The organism is Streptomyces sp. NPDC002324, from assembly GCF_053593335.1.
This window is the reverse complement of the sequence record NZ_JBSFCF010000031.1, coordinates 67,477-80,432: the sequence shown is the minus strand read 5'-3', so window position 1 is coordinate 80,432 and position 12,956 is coordinate 67,477. Positions and strand designations below refer to the sequence as shown.

Sequence of the window (12,956 nt, the reverse complement as noted above, 5' to 3'; positions counted from 1 at the left end):
TGCCCCCGTACGGCGACCGAACACCGCGCGGGGTGGTCCCGCATACTGGTGCCGTTATGGAACTCATCCTTGCTGTAGTCATCGCCGTGGTCGTGCTCGGCGTGCTGGGCGGGCTCGTCGTAGGCGGCCGCAAGAGGAAATCGCTGCCCCCGGCGCCCCCCACGACACCCGACATCACCGCCCCTCCGGCCGAGCCGCACGTCGGCGACGAGGCCGAGACCCCGCGCGACGAGCCGCGCAGAACGATCGAGGAGGTGGACCTCCCGGACGGCACGGCGACCCCGCCCGTCGCCGTCGAGGAGCCGTCGGTCGTGGAGGCTCCCGCGATCGAGATCCCCGAGCCGACCGCCGGCCGTCTGGTGCGGCTGCGGGCCCGGCTCTCCCGCTCGCAGAACGCGCTCGGCAAGGGGCTGCTCACGCTGCTCTCGCGCGAGCACCTCGACGACGACACCTGGGAGGAGATCGAGGACACCCTCCTCACCGCCGACGTCGGCGTCCAGCCCACCCAGGAGCTGGTCGAACGGCTGCGCGAGCGGGTGAGGGTCCTCGGCACCCGTACCCCGGCCGAGCTGCGCACCCTGCTGCGCGAGGAACTGCTGAAGATCCTCGTCCCCGAGTTCGACCGCGCGGTCAACACCGACTCGCCGCTCGACACCCCGGGCATCGTGATGGTCGTCGGCGTCAACGGCACCGGCAAGACCACCACCACCGGCAAGCTCGCCCGCGTCCTCGTCGCCGACGGCAAGAACGTCGTCCTCGGTGCCGCGGACACCTTCCGGGCCGCCGCCGCCGACCAGCTGCAGACCTGGGGCGAGCGGGTCGGGGCGCGTACCGTGCGCGGTCCCGAGGGCGGCGACCCCGCCTCCATCGCCTTCGACGCCGTCAAGGAGGGCATCGAGGAGGGCGCCGATGTCGTCCTCATCGACACGGCCGGCCGGCTGCACACCAAGACCGGTCTCATGGACGAGCTCGGCAAGGTCAAGCGGGTCGTCGAGAAGCACGCGCCGCTGGACGAGATCCTGCTCGTCCTCGACGCCACCACCGGTCAGAACGGTCTCGTCCAGGCCCGCGTCTTCGCCGAGGTCGTCGACATCACCGGCATCGTCCTCACCAAGCTCGACGGCACCGCCAAGGGCGGCATCGTCATCGCGGTCCAGCGCGAGCTGGGCGTGCCCGTCAAGCTCATCGGGCTGGGAGAGGGCGCGGACGACCTGGCGCCGTTCGAGCCGGAGGCGTTCGTGGATGCGCTCATCGGCGAATGACCCCGCGGACCACTTACGCGATGTCGTAGGCGCTCGACGAAGCGCCCGCCCCCGAGACGGAGTCGGGGACGGGCGCTTCGCCGTGTACGTACCAGGGGCGGCCGAGGTCAGGCCCGTGACCGGTGGGCCACGTACGCCAGGGTCCCCAGCAGCAGGCGCGCGGCCGGCGGCTTCGTCGCCGAGTCGAGGTCGGGGGAGCGGAGCCAGCTGACCGGGCCGAGGCCGCCGCGGTCGGAGGGCGGGGCGGTGACATGGCTGCCGGGGCCGAGCCCGCGCAGGTCGAGAGCGGACGGGTCGTCCCAGCCCATGCGGTAGAGCAGCGTGGACAGCTCGGCGGCGGAGCCCGGGGCGACGAAGAAGTGGGCGCGGCCCTCGGGGGTGACGATCACGGGGCCGACGGGCAGGCCCATGCGTTCGAGACGCACGAGTGCGTGCCGGCCCGCGGACTCGGCGACCTCGATCACGTCGAAGGAGCGGCCCGCCGGCAGCATTACGGCGGCGCCGGGGAACTCGGCCCAGGCCGCGGTCACCTCGTCGAGCGTCGCTCCGGCGCGGACGGGGGCAGCGAAATCGAGTGGATGCGCGCCGGGCGCGGAGCAGGTCGTCCTGCCGCACGAGCACGCGCCCGAAGCCGTCCGCGCGCCGGGGACGACATCCCATCCCCAGAGCCCGGTGTACTCGGCCACAGCCGTGCACTCCGAGGAACGGCCGCGCCGACGTGTGCCGGATCGCATCTCCCGAATGCCGCCGATCGTGAAGCCCATGCCCCCTCCAACGGGTCCAGCGCGCCGGTGGTTACGCGACGGAGTCGGAAGGCGACGCTCTGCTTCCGCGCGGGCGCTCCGCGTGGGCGGCGCACTACCGCGCTCCCGGTGGCGCGCTCGATGGCGCGCGCCCCTGAATGCATCGCTCCGCCCACTCCTGGCCGTCTGATGTCAAGTGAATCGCGTACGGGCGACCGTAGGTTCATTCGAAGGGGTGGCGAATGGTGGCGTTTCCGGAATCGCCGTGGCCGGACGCGTGATCGTAGGACTACTTTGAGTGCACGGGACTTGGGGGCGCCCGCGCTCGTGAGTATGCCGGAGGCAAGTCGTCTTTCCGTTCGATGGGTGACGGGGGTCGGACGTACGGCGGGGTAACCGGCATTCTGTTAGGGCTTGGCGCACACAGCGCACAGGTGGTTTCAGGGATGGGGGCGTTCCAGTGGGCGGCAACGGCGGAAGTGGTACGAACGCTGAGAAGCGCCCGAACGAACTCCTGGGCTCGTGGTTCGTCCGCAGCGGCTGGTCCAAGGGCGAGCTGGCCCGGCAGGTGAACCGTCGGGCGCGTCAGCTCGGCGCCAACCACATCTCCACCGACACCTCGCGCGTACGGCGCTGGCTCGACGGCGAGAACCCGCGCGAGCCGATTCCCCGGATCCTGTCCGAGCTGTTCTCCGAGCGGTTCGGCTGCGTCGTCGCCGTGGAGGACCTGGGGCTGCGCGCGGCCCATCAGTCCCCCTCCGTCTCCGGTGTCGACCTGCCCTGGACGGGCCCGCAGACCGTGGCGCTGATCAGCGAGTTCTCGCGCAGCGACCTGATGCTGGCGCGGCGCGGCTTCCTCGGGAGCTCGCTCGCCCTCTCCGCGGGCCCGGCCCTCATCGAGCCGATGCAGCGCTGGCTCGTCCCCGCTCCCGCCGCCCCGCGCGCGGAGCCCGAGCCGTCGGCCGCCGCGCGCCGCGCCGGCCGGCTCTCCCAGCCGGAGCTGGACCTCCTCGAATCCACCACCGTGATGTTCCGGCAGTGGGACGCCCAGTGCGGCGGCGGTCTGCGCCGCAAGGCCGTCGTCGGTCAGCTGCACGAGGTGACCGACCTCCTCCAGGAGCCCCAGCCCGAGGCCACCACCCGGCGGCTGTTCAAGGTCGCCGCCGAGCTGGCCGAGCTGGCCGGCTGGATGAGCTACGACATCGGCCTGCAGCCCACCGCGCAGAAGTACTTCGTCCTCGCCCTCCACGCGGCCAAGGAGGCGGGCGACAAGCCCCTCGGCTCGTACGTCCTGTCCAGCATGAGCCGCCAGATGATCCACCTCGGCCGGCCCGACGACGCCCTCGAACTGATCCATCTCGCCCAGTACGGCAGCCGTGAGTGCGCGAGCCCGCGCACCCAGTCGATGCTGTATGCGATGGAGGCCCGCGCCTACGCCAACATGGGCCAGCCCGGAAAGTGCAAACGGGCCGTGCGGATGGCCGAGGACGTCTTCGCCGACGCCGAGGAGTGGGACGACCCGGACCCCGACTGGATCCGCTTCTTCAACGAGGCCGAACTGCACGGAGAGAACTCCCACTCCTACCGCGACCTCGCCTACGTCGCCGGCCGCAGCCCCGCCTACGCCTCCCTCGCCGAGCCCGTGATGCGCCGGGCCGTCGAGCTGTTCTCCACGGACACCGAACACCAGCGGTCCTACGCGCTGAACCTCATCGGCATGGCCACCGTGCATCTGCTCCAGCGTGAGCCCGAGCAGGGGGCGGACATGGCCAAGCAGGCCATGGAGACCGCGAAGAAGGTGCGCTCGGAGCGGGTGAACACCCGTATCCGCAAGACCGTCGACACGGCCGTACAGGAGTTCGGCGGTCTCGCCGAGGTCGTGGACCTCACCGACCAGCTCGCCGTCCACCTCCCCGAGACCGCCGAGGCGGTCTGACCCCGGCCCCGCGCTCCGCGGGCCACCCCTGCTCCGGCCACGGCCGGCCATCCCGACTGCCCGACTCGGCTCCCCCATGCCAGGTCATCGGATGGTCTGCCGTGGCCGGTCCGTTCGGGGCGGCTCCACCGGAAGTTCCATCGGATACGAAACCGTTATCCGCGAAGGGCCCCGCAGAGGCTGGGCCCCACACGGGATGCATCCTCCGCGATTCACGTTTCACCTGTCTGTAACGTGATGGGTGCCTTCGTCACGTCCGGGAAACATTTCCAAACTCCCGGCGAAACGGTGCTGCGTCAGTCTCCTCAGCACAGTCGGCCCTCCCCGATAGCTCCCCAGCTTCCGCATCCGCACGGGCCGTTCCGACCACGAGGAGATACCGGCATTGAACGGCACAGATACCGGATTCGTATTGATCAGTGCGGCGCTCGTCATGGTGATGACGCCGGGCCTGGCGCTCTTCTACGGCGGCATGGTCCGTGCCAAGAGCGTGCTGAACATGCTGATGATGTCCTTCATCTCGCTGGGTATCGTCAGCATCCTGTGGGTGCTGTTCGGGTACTCGCTCGCCTTCAGCGGTGACGTCGGCCACTTCATCGGCAACCTCGACGCCATCGGTCTCAAGGGCATCGACGTCACGAGCACGGTCGACAGCTTCGTCACCAACGCCAAGGGCGAGCCGCACCAGATCGCCGCGTTCTCGTTCATCCTCTTCCAGATGCTGTTCGCGGTGATCACCCCGGCCCTGATGAGCGGCGCGCTCGCCGACCGCGTCAAGTTCAGCGCCTGGATGATCTTCGTCGCGCTCTGGGTCACCCTCGCGTACTTCCCGGTCGCGCACTGGGTCTGGGCGCCGGGCGGCTGGCTCTTCGACATGGGCGTCATCGACTTCGCCGGTGGTACCGCGGTCCACATCAACGCCGGTATCGGCGCCCTCGCCGCGGTCCTCGTCGTCGGCAAGCGGATCGGCTTCAAGAAGGACCCGATGCGGCCGCACAGCCTGCCGCTGGTCCTGATCGGCACCGCCCTGCTGTGGTTCGGCTGGTTCGGCTTCAACGCCGGCTCCTGGCTCGGTGTCGACGGCACGACCGCCCGTATGGCCATCAACACGCAGATCGCGACGGCCGCGGCCATCATCGGCTGGCTGATCTACGAGCGCATCCGTCACGGCGCGTTCACCACCCTCGGTGCCTGCTCCGGCGCCGTCGCCGGCCTCGTCGCGATCACCCCCTCCGGCGGTCACGTCAACGCCTTCGGCGCCATCCTGATCGGCATCGTCGCCGGCGCGGTCTGCTCCTGGGCCGTCAGCCTCAAGTACAAGCTGGGCTACGACGACTCCCTCGACGTCGTCGGTGTCCACCTGGTCGGCGGTGTGCTCGGCACCCTGATGGTCGGCTTCCTGGCCACCGACGGGATCGGCGGCCTGGACCAGTTCGGCAAGCAGGCCACCGGCGCCTTCTCGGTCATGGGCTACACCTTCGTGGTGACCTGGCTCATCGCCTTCGCCATCCAGAAGACGATCGGCTTCCGGGCGTCCGAGGATGACGAGGTCACGGGTGTCGACCAGGCCCTGCACGCCGAGACCGCGTACGACTTCTCCTCGGCCGCCGGTTCGCACATCTCCAGCAGCACCCCGAGCAGCGTCGCTGCCCCTGAGAGCAAGAAGGTCGAGGCATGAAGCTGATCACCGCCGTCGTCAAGCCGCACCGGCTCGACGAGATCAAGGAAGCCCTGCAGGCCTTCGGGGTCCACGGCCTTACGGTGACCGAGGCCAGTGGGTACGGTCGGCAGCGCGGCCACACGGAGGTGTACCGGGGTGCCGAGTACACGGTGGACCTGGTTCCCAAGATCCGTATCGAGGTGCTCGCCGAGGACGACGACGCCGAGCAGCTGATCGACGTCATCGTCAAGGCCGCCCGCACCGGCAAGATCGGTGACGGCAAGGTCTGGTCCCTCCCGGTCGAGACGGCCGTTCGGGTCCGGACCGGCGAGCGCGGCCCGGACGCGCTCTGATCGAAGAGAAGAACAGGAGTCGCTGGGTGACGAGTACGGACGTACGTACGGATGCAGAGGACTCGGGACCCAGCGGCTATGCGGCGGCCCGGCTGCGCCTCCTCCAGGAGGAGGCGCAGTCCGGGCCGCCGCGCCGTTCGGCCCTCGCGGAGCTGACCGACGACTGGCTCGCGGGCCTCTTCGGAGCGGGTGCCGCCGAGCCGCGCGGGGTCTCCCTCGTGGCCGTCGGCGGATACGGGCGCGGTGAACTCTCGCCCCGCAGCGATCTCGATCTGCTGCTCCTGCACGACGGGTCCGACGAACGGGCGGTGGCCGCGCTGGCCGACCGCATCTGGTACCCCGTCTGGGACCTGGGGCTGGCCCTCGACCACTCCGTGCGCACCCCCGCCGAGGCCCGCAGAACGGCCGGCGAGGACCTCAAGGTGCAACTCGGGCTGCTGGACGCCCGCCACATCGCCGGTGATCTGGGCCTGACCGCGGGGCTGCGGACCTCCGTCCTCGCCGACTGGCGCAACCAGGCGCCCAAACGCCTCCCGGAACTGCAGGAGCTGTGCGCCGAGCGGGCCGAGCGGCAGGGGGAGCTGCAGTACCTGCTGGAGCCCGACCTCAAGGAGGCGCGCGGTGGGCTGCGCGACGCCACCGCCCTGCGCGCCGTCGCCGCCTCATGGCTCGCCGACGCCCCGCGCGAGGGTCTCGCCGACGCCCGCCGCCGGCTCCTCGACGTGCGGGACGCGCTGCATCTCACCACCGGGCGCGCGACGGACCGGCTCGCGCTCCAGGAACAGGACCAGGTCGCCGCCGAACTGGGGCTGCTGGACGCCGACACCCTGCTGCGCCAGGTGTACGAGGCCGCCCGCGTGATCTCGTACGCCAGTGATGTGACCTGGCGTGAAGTGGGTCGCGTGCTCCGGTCGCGCGCCGTGCGGCCACGGCTGCGCGCCATGCTGGGCGGCGGGAAGCCCGCCCCCGAGCGGTCACCGCTGGCCGAAGGCGTCGTCGAGCAGGACGGCGAGGTCGTGCTCGCTCGGGCCGCCAAGCCCGACCGGGACCCCGTGCTGCCCCTGCGCGCGGCCGCCGCGGCCGCCCAGGCCGGACTGCCGCTCTCGCTGCACGCCGTACGGCGCCTGGCGGCCGTCGCCCGGCCGCTCCCGACGCCCTGGCCCGCCGAGGCGCGCGAACAGCTCGTCACCCTGCTCGGTTCCGGGCGCCCGACCGTCGACGTCTGGGAAGCCCTGGAGGCCGAGGGCCTCATCACGCATCTGCTGCCCGACTGGGAGCGGGTGCGCTGCCGGCCGCAGCGCAACGCCGTGCACATCTGGACCGTCGACCGGCACCTCATCGAGACCGCGGTCCAGGCCTCCGAGATGACCCGCCGGGTGCACCGGCCCGACCTCCTGCTCGTGGCCGCGCTGCTGCACGACATCGGCAAGGGCTGGCCCGGCGACCACTCCGTCGCCGGCGAGATCATCGCCAGGGACGTGGCGGCCAGGATCGGCTTCGACCGCGAGGACGTGGCGGTACTCGCCACCCTCGTCCGCCACCACCTCCTGCTCGTCGACACGGCCACCCGGCGCGACCTGGAGGATCCGGCCACCGTACGGTCCGTGGCCGACGCCGTCGGATCGCCGGGCACGCTCGAACTGCTGCACGCGCTCACCGAGTCGGACGCGCTGGCCACCGGACCCGCCGCCTGGTCGTCGTGGCGTGCCTCGCTCGTGTCCGAGCTGGTGCAGCGGGTCGACGCGCTGTTCGCCGGGGACGCTCCCGAGGAGCCGGAGCCCGGGGAGACCAGCGCCGAACAGGAGCGGCTCGCCATCGAGGCGTTCCGCACGGGCGGGCCGGTGCTGTCGCTGCGCGCGCAGACGGAGGCCGCCGCCGACGACAAGGACGAGAAGGCCGATCCCGAACCGCTCGGCGTGGAACTCCTCATCGCCGTACCCGACCAGGCGGGCGTCCTGCCGGCGGTCGCCGGCGTACTCGCCATGCACCGGCTGACCGTGCGCACGGCCGAACTCGGGACGTTCGGCCTGCCCGACGGTGTCGAGGGCTCGGTGCTGCTGCTGAACTGGCGGGTGGCCGCGGAGTACGGCTCGCTGCCCCAGGCGGCCAGACTCCGCGCGGACCTCGTACGGGCCCTGGACGGGTCGCTGGACATCGCCGGGCGGCTGGCCGAGCGGGACGCGGCCTATCCCCGGCGGCGGGGCGTCGTCGCACCGCCGCCCCGCGTCGCGGTGGCCCCGGCCGCCTCCCGGCACGCCACGGTCATCGAGGTCCGCGCCCAGGACGCCCCCGGGCTGCTGCACCGGATCGGGCGTGCCCTGGAGGACGCGCACGTACGGGTGCGCAGCGCGCACGTCAGCACGCTGGGCGCCAACGCCGTGGACGCCTTCTACGTCACGGGCACGGACGGGGCGCCGCTGCCGGGCGACGAGGCGGCGTCGGTGGCGCGCAAGCTGGAGGAGACCCTGCGCGGCTGAGCACGACGGGTACGGGGCCCGCCCGGCCCCGTACCCGTGCGGGTCCCGCTGCGTTCACGACTATCCACAGGGGTGGAGACCCGACCACACCCAGACAGATACCCTGGAGGGCAGCCCACCCTGCCCCCGACTCCGAGGACCGACACCGCCGTGTTCGATACGCTCTCCGATCGCCTCTCAGCGACGTTCAAGAACCTGCGCGGCAAGGGGCGCCTCTCCGAGGCGGACATCGACGCCACGGCGCGCGAGATCCGTATCGCGCTCCTCGAAGCGGACGTCGCGCTGCCCGTCGTCCGGACGTTCATCAAGAACGTCAAGGAAAGGGCACTCGGCAGCGACGTCTCCAAGGCGCTCAACCCGGCCCAGCAGGTCCTCAAGATCGTCAACGAGGAGCTGGTCGGGATCCTCGGTGGCGAGACCCGCCGTCTGCGGTTCGCCAAGAACCCGCCCACCGTGATCATGCTCGCCGGTCTGCAGGGTGCCGGTAAGACGACCCTCGCGGGCAAGCTGGGCCGCTGGCTGAAGGAGCAGGGCCACTCGCCGCTCCTCGTCGCCTGCGACCTCCAGCGCCCGAACGCGGTGAACCAGCTCAGTGTCGTCGCCGAGCGCGCAGGCGTCGCGGTCTACGCCCCCGAGCCGGGCAACGGCGTGGGCGACCCGGTCAAGGTCGCCAAGGACTCCATCGAGTTCGCGAAGTCCAAGGTCCACGACATCGTGGTCGTCGACACCGCCGGCCGCCTGGGCATCGACCAGGAGATGATGCGGCAGGCCGCCGACATCCGGGACGCGGTCTCCCCGGACGAGATCCTCTTCGTCGTCGACGCGATGATCGGCCAGGACGCCGTCAACACGGCCGAGGCGTTCCGGGACGGCGTCGGCTTCGACGGCGTGGTCCTCTCCAAGCTCGACGGTGACGCCCGCGGTGGTGCCGCCCTGTCGATCGCCTCGGTCACCGGCAAGCCGATCATGTTCGCGTCGAACGGCGAGAAGCTCGACGAGTTCGACCAGTTCCACCCGGACCGGATGGCCTCCCGCATCCTCGACATGGGTGACCTCCTCACCCTGATCGAGCAGGCGGAGAAGACCTTCAGCCAGGAAGAGGCCGCCAAAATGGCGGGCAAACTGGCGTCCAAGAAGGGGCAGGACTTCACGCTCGACGACTTCCTGGCCCAGATGGAGCAGGTCAGGAAGATGGGCAGCATCAGCAAGCTGCTCGGCATGCTGCCCGGCATGGGGCAGATCAAGGACCAGATCAACAACATCGACGAGCGTGACGTCGACCGCACGGCCGCGATCATCAAGTCGATGACCCCGGCCGAGCGCCAGGAGCCGACGATCATCAACGGCTCGCGTCGCGCCCGCATCGCCAAGGGTTCCGGTGTCGAGGTCAGCGCGGTGAAGAACCTCGTGGAGCGGTTCTTCGAGGCCCGCAAGATGATGTCCCGCATGGCTCAGGGCGGCGGCATGCCCGGGATGCCAGGTATGCCCGGCATGGGTGGCGGGCCGGGTCGCAGCAAGAAGCAGCCCAAGCAGGCCAAGGGCAAGCAGCGCTCCGGCAACCCGATGAAGCGCAAGCAGCAGGAGCAGGAGGAGGCCGCCCGCCGGGCCGCCGCAGCGCAGGGCGGTGCTCTGGGGCTGCCGGGCCAGCAGGCCCCTCAGGACTTCGAGCTGCCGGACGAGTTCAAGAAGTTCATGGGCTGACCCGCCATACGGCGGACGCCGCGTGCCGGCCGGGGGGTGTGGCCGGGCGCGCGGCGCCGGGTGCCGTTGCGTGGACGGCATGTGTGGTGATGTCGCTCGTGGTGCTGGTGGTTGCAACCCCCGTACGCAGATGTGTTGTTCCCCTGGACGATGCGTCAGGCTATGGCTGCCGTACGGCATTTGGCCAAGCCCGAAGCGCTACCGACCCGCTTTCTTCACACCATTCACACCCGCGTCGGCAGATGTCTCGAAGACCTTCCCAGGCCGTCCCCGAACGGCTCCGGCCGTCCCCCTTCCCCTGACCACGCGAACGCTCCCCGGCGGGCTAGGGCGTCCGCGCGATCAGATAGCGGAACACGTTCGGCATCCACACCGTGCCGTCCCGGCGGCGGTGCGGGTGCAGGGCCTCGGTGAGTTCCTTGTCCACCTGCACCTGGTCGGTGGCCGCGATCGCCGCGTCGAACAGGCCGGTCGACAGCAGTCCCCGAACCGCGTTGTCCACGTTGGCGTAGCCGAAGGGACAGGCCACGCGTCCGGAGCCGTCCGGCCGGAGGCCGGCCCGCTGGGCCACCTCCTCCAGGTCGTCCCTGAGCGCAGGGCGCCAACTGCCCCCGCCGCGCAGGGGGTCGGCGAGCTTCGCGGCCACCCGCAGTACCGCCGACGTGGCGCAGCGCTCCGGCGGGCCCCAGCCGGCGAGGACCACGGGGGTGCCGCGTTCCGCGAGCGGGGTCGCCGAGGCGAGCAGCTCACCGAGTCCCTCGGAGTCCCCGTCCAGACAGCCGATCGGCTCGAAGGCGGTCACCAGGTTGTACAGCGGGTCACCGGGAGCGCGGGCCGCGCCCTCGGGGTCGCCCTCGACGACACGGGCGCCGGTACGCGCGCGTGTGCCCCATGGCTCCGGCCGCAGCCGCTCCCGCGCGAGTGCCACTCTCTCGGGCGCCCCCGCGTCCACGCCGGTGACCGCGGCGCCCCGGGACGCCGCCATCAGCAGCGCGAGCCCCGAGCCGCAGCCGAGCCCGAGCAGTCGGGTGCCGGAGCCGACGTCGAGCCGCCGGTGGACGGCCTCGTACAGCGGTACCAGCATCCGTTCCTGGATCTCGGCCCAGTCACGCGCGCGTGCACACCGGTCCACGCGAGGTAAGGCCCCCGCGCGAGGCAGTTGCTGCCGCACGAGCGTAGGTGTCATATCGAAAGCGCCCCAATCCGCCGTGAGTTGCCGTTGCCGGATTTCCTGGCCCCCGTGGCAGTGCGCGTTCGCACACCCCCCGTATGCCAGGTAACTCCGCACCCGGCGCGCCGTCCAGGGGTCTCGGACATCGGTTTTGCGGAGTGTGGGGCCCGGCGAAAAGAATTCACATCACCGCAATATGCCCCCGTACTATCGCGCCATGGCAAAGGCACCCGTACTCACACCCCGGGCGGACGATTTCCCGCGCTGGTACCAGGATCTGATCACCAAGGCCGAGCTGGCCGACAACGGCCCGGTGCGCGGCACCATGGTGATCCGACCGTACGGGTACGGGCTGTGGGAGCGGATGCAGCAGGAGATGGATGCCCGGATCAAGGAGACGGGCACGCAGAACGCGTATTTCCCGCTCCTGATCCCGCAGTCCTACCTCACGCGCGAGGCCGAGCACGTCGAGGGCTTCGCGCCCGAGCTGGCCGTGGTGACCCACGGCGGAGGCAAGGAGCTCGAAGAGCCCGCCGTCGTCCGTCCCACCTCCGAGATGATCATCAACGCCTCCTTCTCGAAGTGGGTGCAGAGCTACCGCGACCTGCCGCTGCTGATCAACCAGTGGGCGAACGTCGTCCGTTGGGAGCTGCGCCCCCGACTGTTCCTGCGCACCTCCGAATTCCTCTGGCAGGAGGGCCACACGGCGCACGCGACCTACGAGGAGGCGCGCGACTTCGCCGCGCGCATCCATCGGGAGGTCTACGAGGACTTCATGGTGAACGTGCTCGCGATGGACGTGGTCCCCGGCCGCAAGACCGTGAAGGAGCGCTTCGCGGGCGCCGTCAACACCCTCACCCTCGAAGGCATGATGGGCGACGGCAAGGCCCTCCAGATGGCCACCAGTCACGAACTGGGCCAGAACTTCGCCAAGGCCTTCAACACCCGGTACCTGTCGAAGGACGGCAGCCAGGAACTCGTCTGGCAGACCTCCTGGGGCTCCACCACCCGCATGATCGGCGCCCTGGTGATGATGCACGGCGACGACCACGGACTGAGGGTCCCGCCCCGGCTGGCGCAGACCCAGGTGGTCGTCCTCGCGATCAAGGGCGACGAGGCCGTTCTGGCCAAGGTCCGCGAGCTGGGCGACCGGCTGAAGGCCGCGGGCGTGCGGGTCCGGGTGGACGACCGTACGGACATCCCGTTCGGCCGCCGCGCCGTCGACTGGGAACTCAAGGGCGTCCCCGTACGCGTCGAGGTCGGCCCCCGTGACCTGGAGAACGGCACCGCGATGCTCGTCCGCCGCATCCCCGGCGGCAAGGCACCCGTCGCGATCGACTCGCTGGTACCCCTGCTTCCCGCGATGCTCGAAGAGGACCAGGCACTCCTGCTGACGCAGTCCCGCGAGCGCCGCCGGTCCCGTACGACCGAGGTGGCGACGCCCGACGAGGCCATCGAGGCCGCCGTGTCCGGCGGCTGGGCGCGTATCCCCTGGTCGACGCTGGGGGAGGAGGGCGAGGCCAGGCTCGGCGAGCATGCCGTGACCGTACGGTGTCTGGTAGCCGAGGACGGGTCGGTGCCCGACTCCTACGACGCACCCGGTAACGTCGCCGTCGTGGCGCGCGCTTACTAGAGCACCCCGTTCCGCCGGGA

At 70.9% G+C, this 12,956-nt stretch carries 9 protein-coding genes; 7 read left to right on the top strand and 2 right to left on the bottom strand.

Annotated elements, in window-relative coordinates; all coding sequences use genetic code 11:
• The first annotated feature begins 56 nt into the window (after nucleotides 1-56).
• A complete protein-coding gene (gene ftsY / locus ACWCRJ_RS32165; RefSeq protein WP_450942596.1) occupies nucleotides 57-1,262 on the top strand; it encodes a signal recognition particle-docking protein FtsY in 1,206 nt (401 codons plus the stop codon).
• 107 nt (nucleotides 1,263-1,369) lie between these two features.
• On the opposite strand, the gene ACWCRJ_RS32160 is transcribed toward ftsY, so the two are convergent.
• A complete protein-coding gene (locus ACWCRJ_RS32160; protein ID WP_450942595.1) occupies nucleotides 1,370-2,026 on the bottom strand; it encodes a bifunctional DNA primase/polymerase in 657 nt (218 codons plus the stop codon).
• Between the two features lie 439 nt (nucleotides 2,027-2,465).
• On the opposite strand from ACWCRJ_RS32160, the gene nsdA reads away from it, so the two are divergent.
• The 5 genes from nsdA (at nucleotide 2,466) to ffh (ending at nucleotide 10,132) form a co-directional block, all read left to right on the top strand.
• Complete coding sequence (nsdA, locus tag ACWCRJ_RS32155; RefSeq protein ID WP_450942594.1) at nucleotides 2,466-3,941, top strand: transcriptional repressor NsdA; 1,476 nt, start codon at nucleotides 2,466-2,468, stop codon at nucleotides 3,939-3,941.
• A 433-nt stretch (nucleotides 3,942-4,374) separates the two neighbouring features.
• Nucleotides 4,375-5,619: an ammonium transporter gene (locus tag ACWCRJ_RS32150; RefSeq protein ID WP_450942620.1), complete on the top strand. Its 1,245-nt coding sequence runs from the start codon at nucleotides 4,375-4,377 to the stop codon at nucleotides 5,617-5,619.
• The gene (locus tag ACWCRJ_RS32145) at nucleotides 5,616-5,954 is read left to right on the top strand and encodes a P-II family nitrogen regulator (protein WP_003997576.1); all 339 of its coding nucleotides are present in this window, start codon (nucleotides 5,616-5,618) and stop codon (nucleotides 5,952-5,954) included. The genes ACWCRJ_RS32150 and ACWCRJ_RS32145 overlap by 4 nt, the downstream gene beginning before the upstream one ends.
• Before the next feature lie 26 nt (nucleotides 5,955-5,980).
• Entirely contained in the window at nucleotides 5,981-8,431 is a 2,451-nt protein-coding gene (locus ACWCRJ_RS32140; RefSeq protein ID WP_450942593.1) for a [protein-PII] uridylyltransferase, read from the top strand.
• 150 nt (nucleotides 8,432-8,581) lie between these two features.
• Entirely contained in the window at nucleotides 8,582-10,132 is a 1,551-nt protein-coding gene (ffh, locus tag ACWCRJ_RS32135) for a signal recognition particle protein (protein WP_005479823.1), read from the top strand.
• 325 nt (nucleotides 10,133-10,457) lie between these two features.
• On the opposite strand, the gene ACWCRJ_RS32130 is transcribed toward ffh, so the two are convergent.
• The gene (locus tag ACWCRJ_RS32130) at nucleotides 10,458-11,216 is read right to left on the bottom strand and encodes an SAM-dependent methyltransferase (RefSeq protein ID WP_450942592.1); all 759 of its coding nucleotides are present in this window, start codon (nucleotides 11,214-11,216) and stop codon (nucleotides 10,458-10,460) included.
• Nucleotides 11,217-11,520: 304 nt separating this feature from the next.
• Between ACWCRJ_RS32130 and proS the strand changes: the two genes are divergently transcribed.
• Nucleotides 11,521-12,936 carry a proline--tRNA ligase gene (gene proS, locus ACWCRJ_RS32125; protein WP_450942591.1) on the top strand — a complete coding sequence of 472 codons (1,416 nt, stop codon included), beginning with the start codon at nucleotides 11,521-11,523 and terminating at the stop codon, nucleotides 12,934-12,936.
• Nucleotides 12,937-12,956: the final 20 nt, after the last annotated feature.